The organism is Campylobacter sp. BCW_6467 (assembly GCF_001762855.1).
Taxonomy (GTDB): domain Bacteria; phylum Campylobacterota; class Campylobacteria; order Campylobacterales; family Campylobacteraceae; genus Campylobacter_D; species Campylobacter_D jejuni.
Map to the genome: position 1 here is coordinate 24,054 of NZ_MJXP01000043.1, position 13,024 is coordinate 37,077.

11 protein-coding genes and 2 pseudogenes are annotated in these 13,024 nt (G+C 31.0%); 6 read left to right on the plus strand and 7 right to left on the minus strand.

Annotated elements, in window-relative coordinates:
• Nucleotides 1–16 precede the first annotated feature (16 nt).
• The 4 genes from AJ888_RS06030 to aspA all read right to left on the minus strand — a co-directional run bounded on the left by AJ888_RS06030 (nt 17) and on the right by aspA (nt 4,621).
• On the minus strand, nt 17–385 hold the full coding sequence (locus tag AJ888_RS06030; RefSeq protein ID WP_002860928.1) for a DUF1425 domain-containing protein: 369 nt from the start codon (nt 383–385) through the stop codon (nt 17–19).
• A gap of 9 nt (nt 386–394) precedes the next feature.
• On the minus strand, nt 395–1,756 hold the full coding sequence (locus tag AJ888_RS06035; protein WP_002860927.1) for a COG3014 family protein: 1,362 nt from the start codon (nt 1,754–1,756) through the stop codon (nt 395–397).
• A gap of 104 nt (nt 1,757–1,860) precedes the next feature.
• A complete protein-coding gene (locus tag AJ888_RS06040; RefSeq protein WP_002860926.1) occupies nt 1,861–3,198 on the minus strand; it encodes an anaerobic C4-dicarboxylate transporter in 1,338 nt (445 codons plus the stop codon).
• A gap of 16 nt (nt 3,199–3,214) precedes the next feature.
• Nucleotides 3,215–4,621: an aspartate ammonia-lyase gene (aspA, locus tag AJ888_RS06045; RefSeq protein WP_002854440.1), complete on the minus strand. Its 1,407-nt coding sequence runs from the start codon at nt 4,619–4,621 to the stop codon at nt 3,215–3,217.
• 275 nt (nt 4,622–4,896) lie between these two features.
• Between aspA and ung the strand changes: the two genes are divergently transcribed.
• Nucleotides 4,897–5,592: a uracil-DNA glycosylase gene (gene ung, locus AJ888_RS06050; RefSeq protein ID WP_002860925.1), complete on the plus strand. Its 696-nt coding sequence runs from the start codon at nt 4,897–4,899 to the stop codon at nt 5,590–5,592.
• Nucleotides 5,593–5,711: 119 nt separating this feature from the next.
• Complete coding sequence (locus AJ888_RS06055) at nt 5,712–6,407, plus strand: aspartate/glutamate racemase family protein (RefSeq protein ID WP_002860924.1); 696 nt, start codon at nt 5,712–5,714, stop codon at nt 6,405–6,407.
• A gap of 193 nt (nt 6,408–6,600) precedes the next feature.
• On the opposite strand, the gene cydB is transcribed toward AJ888_RS06055, so the two are convergent.
• The 3 genes from cydB to AJ888_RS06075 are packed head-to-tail and all read right to left on the minus strand — an operon-like array spanning nt 6,601 to nt 9,521.
• On the minus strand, nt 6,601–7,725 hold the full coding sequence (gene cydB, locus AJ888_RS06065) for a cytochrome d ubiquinol oxidase subunit II (protein ID WP_070296197.1): 1,125 nt from the start codon (nt 7,723–7,725) through the stop codon (nt 6,601–6,603).
• A complete protein-coding gene (locus AJ888_RS06070) occupies nt 7,725–9,287 on the minus strand; it encodes a cytochrome ubiquinol oxidase subunit I (RefSeq protein WP_002860922.1) in 1,563 nt (520 codons plus the stop codon). The genes cydB and AJ888_RS06070 overlap by 1 nt, the downstream gene beginning before the upstream one ends.
• Nucleotides 9,288–9,521 carry a DUF4492 domain-containing protein gene (locus tag AJ888_RS06075; RefSeq protein WP_002860921.1) on the minus strand — a complete coding sequence of 78 codons (234 nt, stop codon included), beginning with the start codon at nt 9,519–9,521 and terminating at the stop codon, nt 9,288–9,290.
• Between the two features lie 159 nt (nt 9,522–9,680).
• Here AJ888_RS06075 and AJ888_RS06080 point away from each other — a divergent pair, with 159 nt between their 5' ends.
• The 4 genes and pseudogenes from AJ888_RS06080 (at nt 9,681) to AJ888_RS06095 (ending at nt 12,926) form a co-directional block, all read left to right on the plus strand.
• Nucleotides 9,681–9,869 carry a hypothetical protein gene (locus tag AJ888_RS06080; RefSeq protein WP_002860919.1) on the plus strand — a complete coding sequence of 63 codons (189 nt, stop codon included), beginning with the start codon at nt 9,681–9,683 and terminating at the stop codon, nt 9,867–9,869.
• Nucleotides 9,870–9,885: 16 nt separating this feature from the next.
• Nucleotides 9,886–10,495, plus strand: a pseudogene (locus AJ888_RS09220) (cytolethal distending toxin subunit B family protein); the annotation flags it as partial.
• Between the two features lie 10 nt (nt 10,496–10,505).
• Nucleotides 10,506–11,072, plus strand: a pseudogene (locus tag AJ888_RS06090) (cytolethal distending toxin subunit A/C).
• A gap of 171 nt (nt 11,073–11,243) precedes the next feature.
• Nucleotides 11,244–12,926: an L-lactate permease gene (locus AJ888_RS06095; protein WP_002860916.1), complete on the plus strand. Its 1,683-nt coding sequence runs from the start codon at nt 11,244–11,246 to the stop codon at nt 12,924–12,926.
• The last annotated feature ends 98 nt before the right edge of the window (nt 12,927–13,024 follow it).

The window sequence follows — 13,024 nt, forward strand, 5'->3', positions numbered from 1 at the left end:
CCTTCCTAAAATGAGATTAATTTTTTGCTTTAATTTCTAATCTAAAATCCTTCGCTCTTGTATCAGATGCAAGTTTACGAAGAATCACCTCTTGTCCTGCTGGAATTCTAAGGGCTTGATAGTCCTCATTTAAAACATCTCTTAGCACAAAACCATCTTTATCTAACCAATCCACTTTATAAATTACATCTTTAGCAAAAGTACTGCGTAAAATCACTTCAAATTCTAAATAACCATTGCTATTTATACGCTTTTGAAATTGTTTTACTAAACTTTTTGGTAAATTTGAACCTAAAATTACAGTATTTTGATTTGATACTATTTGATAACTTGGTGTACAAGCACCAAGTAAAAACATTAAAATAAATAAAATAATTTTTTTCATCTTTTAGCCTTATTTTTCCATGATAGCAACACTTGCAGGTAAATACGGAGCAAAAGAACGCACTATCACAAGAGCATTTTTATTTTTATCCAATGATTTTTGAAACAAAATATTGCCTTGTGGATCTTTGATTTCTAAATTTCCGTCGTTTTCTATTGTTGCTATGGCAATACTTTTTGGTAAACCTCTCCAAGAACGCACATCAGCTTTGTTGGTTGCAGCAGTTGCTACTGCTGTTGCAAGACTTAGCCATCCACCTGTAGAGTCATTATTTGCAACAGCTACATTTAAAGTGGTTTTAATTATAGTTTGAGCTAAGGCTTTAGCAATCATTGCAGGCATATTTATTTTAAATTCAGTAGCGACAATATTGTCTAAATTTACAAAATCATTTGTATTTTGACCATTTATATTTAAATTTGCAAAAGAAGCTTCCCTTTTTTTCAAGGTTTGTAAAGCAATATTTGTGCTAATAATTTTTTTATCCACTATAAAAGGTAAGGTTAAAGCAAATTCATCCTTAACTACACCAAATCCATTTTCATAAACTACAAAAACATATTTTTTAGCTTTTTTGACTTTTATTTTTGTGGCATATTCTTTAAAAATTTTAGCCTCTTTTTTGATAGTTTTGTTTTTTGGATAAATAATAGCTACTTCTCTAAATAAATCTGCAGCTTTTCTATAATCTTTATCCATAAAGAAAAATATTGAAGCAAGATAAGTCGCATAAGGATTTATGAAATTTTTTGTTGTATCAAATTCTTTAAATAAGTTGCCATATTGCTCTTCTATAACTTTTGAATTTTCATTCATATTTTTATCATAATTTTTATCTTCTTTTGCCTTATCTAAATCAGCACGATTTTTTTCAATTTCTTTAGCAAAATATTCTTTTGCCTTATCTTGACGCATTAAAGCACGATTAAACTCAACTCTTGCATTTTCATAATCATCTTCTTCCATATAGTTTAGAGCTTTATATATATTAACCATAATTCTTTCATATAAAGAACCATCATAATCAACTATAGTATCATTAAGCAAGGTTGTACCAACAAATTTAGCTGCTTTAGAGCCTACATTTTCTAAATCCACATCATATTTATAAGATTCTTCCGCAGCATCAAAAAATACATTACTTTTGTTAAAATCACCACAATTTCTAGCAATCAAACCTGCATTTAATCCTGTATAAATGACATCATCATTTTTTTTAATTTTTTCTAAATTTTGATTGAAAAAATCATCACCACAATATTTTTGTGTTAAAGCATTTTCAAATGTTGTATTTTGTTTAACCTGATTAACACAAGCTGTTAAAAAAAGGCAAACAATACCTGAAAAAATCAACCCAACTTTTATCTTCATTAAATTCCTTTCTTAAATAAAATTAAAAATGAATATTATAGCGTAGTATGTACTTAAAAACTAATGAAAAAATTTAACCCTAGGAGAAAAACCTAGGGTTTGATTTAAATAAGCATAGGAGCTAATACAAAGCTTAATGCTACAGCAATTGCAATAGCTAAAACTCCTGGTATAAAGAAAGAGTGATTAAATATAAATTTACCAATTCTAGTCGTTCCTGTATCATCCATTTGCACAGCGCCAAGTAAGGTTGGATAAGTTGGAAGCACAAAAAGCGCTGAAACTGCTGCAAAACAAGCTACAAGCATATAAGAATCATGCGGATTTGCTGCCGAAATTCCTAAAGCGGTGATAATTACAGGTACAATGGCCTTTGCGGTTGCTGCTTGAGAATATAAAAGCATACTTGCAAAGAAAAATGCAACTGCTAACATAGCAGGGGTTTGTTTAACCCAGTCGCCTGCTACTTCTTTAATAGAAGCTTCGTGTCCTGCAACAAAAGTATTTCCAAGCCATGCTACACCAAAAACGCAAACACAAGCAGTCATACCACTTTTAAATACACTGGTATCAAGAATTTTACCTGGTTCAACTTTGCAAAGCCAAGTGATCAAAGTTGCTGCAGTAAGTAAAAAGCTCATAATAGCTGCATCTCTTGGAACCACAACAGGATCAATCCATTTAATATTGCTCGAAATTGCGGTTGCATAAAGTACAACTGCCAAAACAGTGATCAAGAAAATTCCTACTGAAAGTTTAGCACCTGGTTTATCTTCACCATGTAAAATAGCTCCTGCATCTTTAACAAGTCCTGCTTTTAAGCGTTCTTGATAAACGCTATCTTTGCTTAAATCCATAGGAGTGATTAAACTCACTATAAAAGCTGTAAGCATACAAGCTATAAAAGTTGTACTGATCCAAATTCCAATTAAAGTTGGATAATTCCATCCAAGTGGCTCTAAAACTCCGCTCATATAAACCACAGCTGCACTCACAGGAGAAGCAGTGATTCCAATTTGCGAAGAAACAACCATTAATGAAAGTGGAGCACTAGGTTTTATGTTTTGAGATTTTGCAACATCAACTACAACAGGCATTAAAGAAAATACTGCATTTCCTGTTCCTGCTAAGATTGTAAGCAACCATCCACAAGCTGGAGCTAAATAATTTATAAATTTAGGGCTTGATCTTAAAATTTTTTCTGTCACCCTTACCATATAATCAAGTCCACCTGCTTGTTGCATAGCAGAAATTGCTGCAATAGCTGCAGCAATAATTAAAATAACATCCCAAGGAATATTACCAGGTTTCATACCTAAAACAAGTCCTAGTATAACTACACCTAATCCTCCAGCATAACCTATAGCAATACCGCCTAGGCGAATACCGATAAAAATTGCCCCAAGAAGGACGATTACTTGCAAAATTATCATTATATCCATATTAAATCCTAAAATGCTATTTTTTAGCTTCCATGTGAGGATTTAGCATATTTGATGGTGTTAAAATTTCATCAATTTGTTCTTTACTTAAAAGCCCTCTTTCAAGCGCAATATCAGCCACTCTTTTTCCAGTGTTCATTGCCTCTTTAGCTATAGAAGCTGAATTTTCATAACCAATATAAGGATTTAAAGCTGTTACTATACCTACTGAATTATAGACAAAGTCTGAACAAATTTTTTCATTTGCAGTAATACCATCTATACATTTATCAGCTAAAGTATACATTGCTTTTTCTAGCATTACAATAGAATTAAATAAGCTATATGCTGCAACTGGTTCAAAAACATTAAGTTGTAATTGTCCACCCTCACAAGCAAAAGTTACAGTTACATCTGCTCCAATAACAAAATAACAAACTTGATTAACTACTTCAGGAATAACAGGATTTACCTTACCTGGCATGATAGAACTACCTGGTTGCATTTTTGGAAGATTAATCTCATTAAGGCCACATTTTGGACCACTACTTAAAAGTCTTAAGTCATTACATACTTTAGAAAGTTTTGTTGCAACACGTTTTAAAACACCTGAAATTTGTACATAAGCTCCCGTATCTTGAGTCGCCTCGATCAAATCCTCAGCCACAGTATATTCAAAACCTGTCACTTCTCTTATTTTTCTTTCTACAACCTTCGGATAATCAGGATGAGAATTAATTCCCGTTCCAATAGCAGTTCCGCCCAAATTGATCTCTAAAATCAATTTTCTAGCTTCTAATACTCTTTGTATATCTTCACCTATCATTACGGCAAAAGTTTTAAATTCACGACCTAAAGTCATAGGTACAGCATCTTGCAGTTGGGTTCTACCCATTTTAAGAACATCTTTAAATTCTTCAGCTTTTCTCTCATAAGCTTTTTTTAGATGTTCCATAGCTTTTGCCAAATCACTTAAATAATCATGCAAAGCAAGGTGTAAAGCTGTAGGATAAGCATCGTTAGTACTTTGGCTTAAATTAACATGATCATTTGGATGAAGATATTGGTATTCACCTTTTTTATGACCCATAAGTTCAAGTCCTATGTTTGCTATAACTTCATTAGCATTCATATTTGTACTTGTTCCAGCACCTCCTTGGATCATATCTACTACAAATTGATCATAATACCCGCCTTCTAAAATTTTATCGCACGCTTTAATAATCGCATCTTGGATATTTTTATCCAAAAGACCTAATTCATGATTTGCCATAGCTGCAGCTTTTTTTACTCTAGCCAAAGCTCTAACAAAGCGAGGAAAATCTTTTAATCTATCATGAGAAATATCAAAATTTTCAACAGCTCTAAAAGTTTGCACTCCATAATAAACCTCATCAGAGATTTCCAATTCCCCAATAAAATCATGTTCTTTTCTTGTTCCCATTTTGAACCTTTCATAAAAAGTATTTTAATTTAAAATCAAAAATTTTTGATTTAAATCATAAAATAATGATATTGCATTTTTAGTTAATAATTGGTTAATAATTAAAATACTTTCAAAATATAATAAATTAAGTATTTTTATATCCTAAATTATGTCTTTATATTTAATTTTTATTAATATAAAAAATTTTATTTACTTCAAAAAAAATTAATATATTTTTGCAAGCTTTTTTTGCTAGAATAAAATTTTTAATAATTTAAATAATTAGGGATAACATGGAAGAAATTACAATAAACATAGATAAGATTAAAATAAATGATGACTGGAAAGAATTTTTAAGAGACGAATTTCAAAAAAAATATTTTCTAGAAATCAAAAAACAATACCTAAATGCAATTGATCAAAATATAATTATTTATCCGCCTGCAAATTTAATCTTTAATGCTTTTAATTTATGTCCCTTAAAAGAAATTAAAATTATTATCCTAGGACAAGATCCCTATCATCAACCAAACCAAGCAATGGGGCTTAGTTTTTCGGTTCCAAAAAATGTAAAAATCCCACCAAGTCTTAATAATATTTTTAAAGAATTGCAAAATGATTTAAACATCACTCCAACAAAAAGCGGAGATTTAAGCTCTTGGGCAAAACAAGGAGTTTTGCTCTTAAATTCTATTCTTAGCGTTGAAGCAAGTAAAGCAGCTAGTCATAGTTCGTGGGGTTGGCAAGAATTTAGTGATGCTATAATACATAAATTAAGCAATGAAAAATCAGGGCTTGTTTTTATGCTTTGGGGAAATTACGCAAAAAGCAAGGAGATTTTGATTGATAATACTAAGCATTTGATTTTAAAAGCGGCCCACCCAAGCCCTTTAGCTAGAACAGGATTTTTAGGTTGTAAGCATTTTTCAAAAGCTAATGAATTTTTAAAAAAAGTTGGTAAAATTCCTGTAGATTGGAAAATAGTTTAAAAAATTATTTTAAATTTTAATAAAAATATTAAAATATATTTATTTGTTTAAAAATAAATCGTATTTCTATGAAATATATTGTAATAAAATAACTCAAAAATTAATTCTTAAGGAGAAAAATGAAAACCATTGGTATTATAGGCGGAATGAGTTTTGAAAGCACTATTACTTATTATAAAACAATAAATCAAGCTATAAATGATAAATTAAAATCTTTAAATTCTGCAAAAATTTTACTTTACAGTGTTAATTTTGAAGAAATAGAAAATTTACAAAGCCAAGATAAATGGCAAGAAGCTGCACAAATTTTGACTCAATGTGCTAAAAAATTAGAACTTGCAGGGGCTAATTTTATAATAATTGCAACTAATACTATGCATAAGGTTTTTGATGAAATTCAACAAAACATAAATATCCCTATTTTGCATATTGCAAAAAGTTCTGCTAAGGCTTTAAAACAAGAAAACATACAAAAAATTGGTTTATTGGGTACTAAATACACAATGACTCAGGATTTTTATAAAAAAATACTGATTGAAGAAAATATTAGCGTTATTACTCCTAGTGATGAAGATATAAAAATCGTTAATGATATTATTTTTAATGAGCTTTGCAAAGGTAAAATTAAGCAAGATTCTAAAGAAAAATATTTAAATATTATAAAAAAACTACAAGAAAAAGGGGCAAAGGGAGTGCTTTTAGCTTGCACTGAAATTGGTTTATTAATATCCAAAAATGATACAAATATTAAAATTTTTGACACAAGCCTTATTCACGCCCTTGATGCTGCTAATGAAGCTTTAAAAGATTTATGATTAAAAGATGCCCAAAAATGGGCAAATTGCAATATTTTGAAAAGATTTATACTTATATCGGTTTAAATCTTATCTTGCTTTATAGTTTGCTATCTTTTTCTAATTGATTGATATTTAGCATTATAAATTTATAGCTTAGATAAATTACTAAAGGCCAAGCCAATAAAAACAAAGCATGTAACATTTTTTCTCCTTAATATGCGTGATCATCGTTTGCGATTTCTTCGCGTGTAATTTTTACTTTATCCATTGCATTCCAAACATAGATAATATAAGCTAAAACAAAGGGTACAAGTAAAGACACATAAGCCATGACGCTTAGAGTATAATAGCTTGAACTTGCATTTTTTAAAGTTAAAGAACTTTGCAAATCACTTAAAGATGGGTAAAAAGCACTTTGACCTAAACCAATGCTTGATAATAAAGCAAAAACTGTTAAAACCGTTCCAAGTCCTAGGGTAAAAATAGCTTTAGAGCAACCTTTTGCTCCTTGAATCATACCTAAAAGCACTAAAATCACACCGATAGCAAGCAAGATAGCAAAAATCATTTGATTTAAGAAATTATATAAATACAAATTCGCACTCATGCTTACAGTTCCATTGGCATCTACGCTAAAACCATCTTTTAAAAAAATCCACGCTAAAAAACCTAAGAAAAAAGGTAAAAACAAAATGCTATTGATCATAAGTTTTTTCATAGCTCTTATTTTGATATTCTCATCATTGATATTGTTCATAAAATACGCTGCGCCTAAAAGCCTTGCTAAAAATACCAAAGCTAAGCCTAAGAGATAATTAAAAGGATTGAGTAAAAGTTCTAAGCCGTGCAAAGGGTTTTGCCAAGAAACAAAATTATGCTCATTTAAGATAAATTCAGAACCGCTAAAAAAACTACTTACTGCAACTCCGATTAAAAATACCCCTAAATATCCATTGATTTTAAGAAAAATTTCATAGGTTTTAGAGCCATAAACATTATTTTCTTTTTTACGATACTCATAAGCCACAGCTTGTAAAATAAAACAAAATAAAATACAAAGCCAAGCCCAATAAGCTCCGCCAAAACTGGTACTATAAAAAAGTGGAAAAGCTGCAAAAGCTGCTCCGCCAAAAAGTACGAGAGTTGTAAAACCAAGCTCCCATTTACGCCCTAAAGAATTGACTAGCATGGTTTTTTCAAGCTCATCCTTGCTAAGCTCATCGATTAAAGTCTGTCCACCTTGGACAAAAAACATAAAAATTAAAAGTCCACCGAGCAAACTTAAAATCAACCACCAATAAATTTGCAAACCTTCAAGTTCTAAACCAAAAAACATTATTTTTCTCCTTTGCCCATAAGTGGAGTATGTCCTGCATGTGCGTCAAAACCTTTTTTAATCTGAGTAAGTATTATTTTAACTTCTGCAATCAATAAGGCTGTAAAAAGTACTGCAAAAATCCAAAATGAAATTTGAACATTGACTTTTCCAAGTTGTGTTGCTGCGATATGTACGGGAAGTAAGTCTTGAATTGCCCAAGGTTGTCTGCCTACTTCAGCAACAATCCAGCCTGCTTCAGCGGCGATATAACCCAATGGAATGGATAACAAACACACCCAAAGTACTTTTCTAAATTTCTCAATATCATTTGCCATAGTAAGATAAAGTGTAACAATGAAAAGTAAAAAGAAAAAACTTCCTAAAGCAACCATAATATGAAAGCTATAAAAAGTTAAAGCCACAGGCGGAATAGTATCACTTGGTTTTTCTAAATATCCATAACCAAAATCTTTAAAATGAGTTTCTAAAATAGATTTGTGATTTGCCATAGCTATTGTATCATTGTTTTCTTTAGCAAGTTTATAGTCTTTTAGAGCTTGTATAGCGATTTTTCCTCTATCGATACGATTTTGCATAGGTTCTATACCTTTGCTTTCATTTCCATAGATTAAATCTTCAATTCCTGGAACAAAAGAATTTGGATCACGGTTTCCTAATATAGAAAGAGCGTAAGGTATAGTAATGTCAAATAAAAACACACTTTCGTTATTGTCTATGGTTTTTTTAGGGTTTAAAATTCCAAAAGGCACAAGTCCTGCACGATGTTCACCTTGATAAACCCCTTCCATAGCTGCAAGTTTCATAGGTTGAGTTTGAGTTACACGGTAAGCACTTTCATCTCCGCTGAAAAACAAAAAGATTGAACAAACCAAACCAAAACTAGCTCCTACAACTAAGCTTTTTTTAGCCTCGATAATATGGCGTCCCTTTAACATAAACCAAGCTGAAATTCCTATTACAAATAAAGCTGAAATCACATAACCGCTGCCTATGGTATGTAAAAATTTTGAAATAGCCACAGGAGAAAGTGCTACTTCAAAAAAGCTTTGCATTTCATTTCTTGCTATATCAGGGTTAAAGCTCATTCCTACAGGATATTGCATCCAACCATTTGCCACTAAAATCCAAAAAGCAGAAAGATTGCTTCCTATAGCCACACACCAAGTTGAAAGTAAGTGAAAACCCTTACTTACTTTATCCCAGCCAAAAAACATAACTGCAAAAAAAGTAGCCTCTAAAAAAAATGCCATAATACCTTCGATCGCCAAAGGTGCACCAAAAATATCTCCCACAAACCAGCTATAATTTGCCCAGTTTGTTCCAAATTCAAATTCCATTATAATACCTGTAGCTACACCGATAGCAAAATTTATAGCAAATAATGAAAGCCAAAATTTGGTGATTTTTTTCCATCTTTCATTTTTAGTTTTTACATAGATAGTCTCCATGATAGCAATGATAAAAGATAAGCCTAAGGTTAAAGGCACAAACAAAAAATGATAAAGTGCAGTTAAAGCAAACTGCGCTCTTGACCAATCAACGCTATTAAGTTCGTTCATTTATTTTCCTTCGAGTGTAAGATTTTTGAGTACAAAAGTGCTTTTTTCTTTGTCGCTTTTAAAAATAGAATTAAAATTTACATCAAAAACAAAAAGTTTTAAAATCACAAACATAACAAAAAGTTTGATAAAGATAATTTTCCAAAGGGTCTTTCCAAGAGTTAAATTTTTAAAACCTTCTTTGTAAAAATTAAAAATTTGAGAAATACTAAAATATAAGTGTTTAAGATGCATGTAAATTCTACCTTTAAAAACAACAAAATAAAACATTTTAAGAAGCGGAAAATTATAATGAAAATTATGTTATTATTTTCTTAAAAAATTTAAATACATAATCAAGGTTTTTAATGCAAAAAATTAAAGTTTTTATTTTTTTTATGATTTTTTTCTTTAATGAATGTTCTTCTAAATTTTGAAAATGTAAATCCTTTGGGGCGTTCATTTGGAGAATTTGAAGATACTAATTCTTTTTCTTTAAAACTAGGACTTGAACCTATTTTTCCTACTAATCAAGAAATTCCAAGTTTAATTAGCAATGCTGATTTAGCACTTATTACTCCTATTTACCCCACCTTTAACTAGTAGCATCAACAATAATGCAATAAGACAACTTGCAAGTGGAGCAAACCCCTTAGATATCTTAATGATACAAGAAATAGGAACTTTACTAAGAATAGCCACTCCAACAGGACGCCATGTGCAACAAAGTGGAACGCCTATTGATGAATATGAGTAGAATTTGAGGACTCTTTCAAGACCTGATAGGGTTTTTAATTTATTATTCTCGCGTTGATGTAGGAGCTAATCGTGTAAATTTAGCTATAGTTTCAAGGCCCATTATAGGAATTCGCGATGGAAGTGATGCTTTTTTCAATATCTATGCTTTAGCCAATGAAGGAACAGATGTAGGAGTAATTATCACAGCCCGTAAATACACATTTTGTAAATATACCTCAAGCTAACTGGATGATAGCAGGGGATTTTAACCATGATCCTTCTACTATAAACAAATACAGTGGATAGAGGATTAGCAAATAAAATTAGAGTGGTTTTTCCAACTAGTGCAACTCAAGCAAACGGAGGGGCTCTTGATTATACAATTACAGGAAATTTAAACAGACAACAAGCCTATACTCCACCACTTTTAGCTGTGATTTTGATGCTTGCAAGCTTAAGATCATTTTCCAGTTAATTTTAGAAAATTTTAGGACATTTAATATGAAAAAAATTGTTGCTTTATTTTTTATGTTTATAACTTTAGCCTTTGCAACTCCTACTGGAGATTTGAAAGATTTTACCGAAATGGTTTCTATAGGAAGCTTGGAAACGGGAATTTTTTTAAGTGCCTTTAGAGATATCTCAAAAGATCCTATTGATCAAAATTGGAATATTAAAGAAATTGTTTTAAGCAATGAGTTAAAACAAAAAGATAAATTAGCTGATGAACTTCCTTTTGGTTATGTGCAATTTACAAATCCAAAGGAAAGCGATCTTTGTTTGGCCATCCTAGAAGATGGAACCTTTGGAGCAAAATCTTGTCAAGATAATCTAAAAGATAGTAAACTAGAAACTGTATTTTCTATGAATGCCAACAACAACTTTAGCTGTGCAAATTCGTTCTTTAGTTTTGGAATCTGATGAATGTATGGTAACTTTTTAATCCGAATATTCCTACACAAAAACGCTTTAGAATAGCCCCTTGCACCTTAGATCCTAATTTTTTATGAAGTAAACGAACTAATGATTATAACTCCACCTTTAACAGCTTCTACCCCTTTAGAATAAGATTTTTTCTTGTTCTATTTTTATATTTATTTAATATTTATGATATTACAAAAATACACAAAATAATCAATAACAACACAATATAATTTACTTTACTCTATAATTTTTTTATTTTAATTTAATTTTTTGTTACAATAAATTTATACATAAATAATTATCAAGGAGGAAAAATTGGAGCAAATTTTAACATGGCAACAAGTTTACGACCCTTTTTCAAACATTTGGCTAAGTGCTTTAGTGGCATTTTTACCTATACTATGTTTTTTAGTTTGTTTGGTTGTTTTAAAACTTAAAGGTTATCAAGCAGGTTTTTTAACTGTTATACTTGCTACTTTGGTAGCTTTATTTGCCTATAAAATGCCTTGGAATTTAGTGGGTGCAAGTTTTATTCAAGGCTTTACAAATGGTATGTGGCCTATAGCTTGGATTATCATCGCGGCAATCTTTCTTTACAAACTTTCCATCAAGTCGGGTTCTTTTGAAATCATTAAAAAAAGCGTGATGAGCATTACTCCGGATCATAGAATTCAAGTGATTTTAATAGGTTTTTGTTTTGGTTCATTTTTAGAGGGTGCTATAGGTTTTGGTGGCCCCGTGGCTATAACCGCTGCACTTTTAGTAGGACTTGGTTTGCGTCCTTTGCAAGCTGCAGGGCTTTGTCTTATCGCAAATACCGCTCCTGTTGCTTTTGGTGCGGTGGGAATTCCTATTATTGCTATGGCAAATCTTGTCGGCATAGAACAGCATTCAGTTTCTGCCATGGTAGGTAGAATGCTAGTTCCTTTAAGTCTTACTATACCTTTTTTCATAGTTTTTTTAATGGATGGATTTAAAGGCGTCAAAGAAACTTTTCCAGCTATTTTAGTTGCGGCACTAAGTTTTACAACTACTCAATTTTTAAGCTCAAATCACTTAGGAGCAGAATTACCTGATATTATCTCAGCTGTAGTTTCTTTAGCGGTTACAACTGTATTTTTAAAATTTTGGAAACCAAAAAATATTTTTAGATTTGATAATGAAAGCAATTTCACTCAAGATAACACTCTAAGCTTTAATCAAATTTTAAAAGCTTGGTCGCCTTTTATTTTACTCATTGTTTGTATTATCATTTGGACACAACCTTGGTTTAAAGCTCTCTTTGATAAGGATGGAATTTTAAGCTATACAAGCATTACTTTACAATTTAGCAATATCACAACTGGAATTTTAAGCCCTTCTATCACAGGCATAGGAGAAACTAAGCCTTTATCTTTGGCTTTAGGTATAGATTTAATCAATGGAAAAACCGTAGCTCAAGCAGGAACAGCGATTTTGCTTGCAGCTTTTTTAAGTATAGCTATTTTAAAAATCAAAGCTGAAGATGCAGCAGAATGCTTTTGGACTACTTTAAAAGAAATGGCTATACCTTGTATCACCATAGGTTTAGTTGTGGCTTTTGCTTTTATTTCTAAAAATAGTGGTATGAGCACTACTTTAGGACTTGCTTTTGCACATACAGGTGATGCTTTTTCTTTCTTTTCACCAATCATTGGCTGGATAGGGGTATTTTTAACAGGCTCTGATACAAGTGCTAATTTACTTTTTGGAACCTTGCAACAAGTAAGTGCTCAAAAACTAGGTGTTAGTGAAGCTTTATTTTTAGCAGCTAATTCAGTAGGTGGGGTCGTTGGAAAGATGATCAGTCCACAAAGCATTGCTATAGCTTGCGCAGCAGTTGGGCTTGTAGGAAAAGAATCTGATCTTTTCAAATTCACATTAAAATATTCTGTAGCTTTTATTATTTTAATAGGAATTTGGACTTACATTATAGCTTTTTTCTTACAAGGAATCATCCCTGAAGTTATAGTGAAATAATTAAAAAATTTAAGTTTTGCTTCAACAAATATTCGTTTTTAGAATATTTGTTGGAAAATTTACTTTGCTTTTATTTTTATAGGATTAGAATATTTATC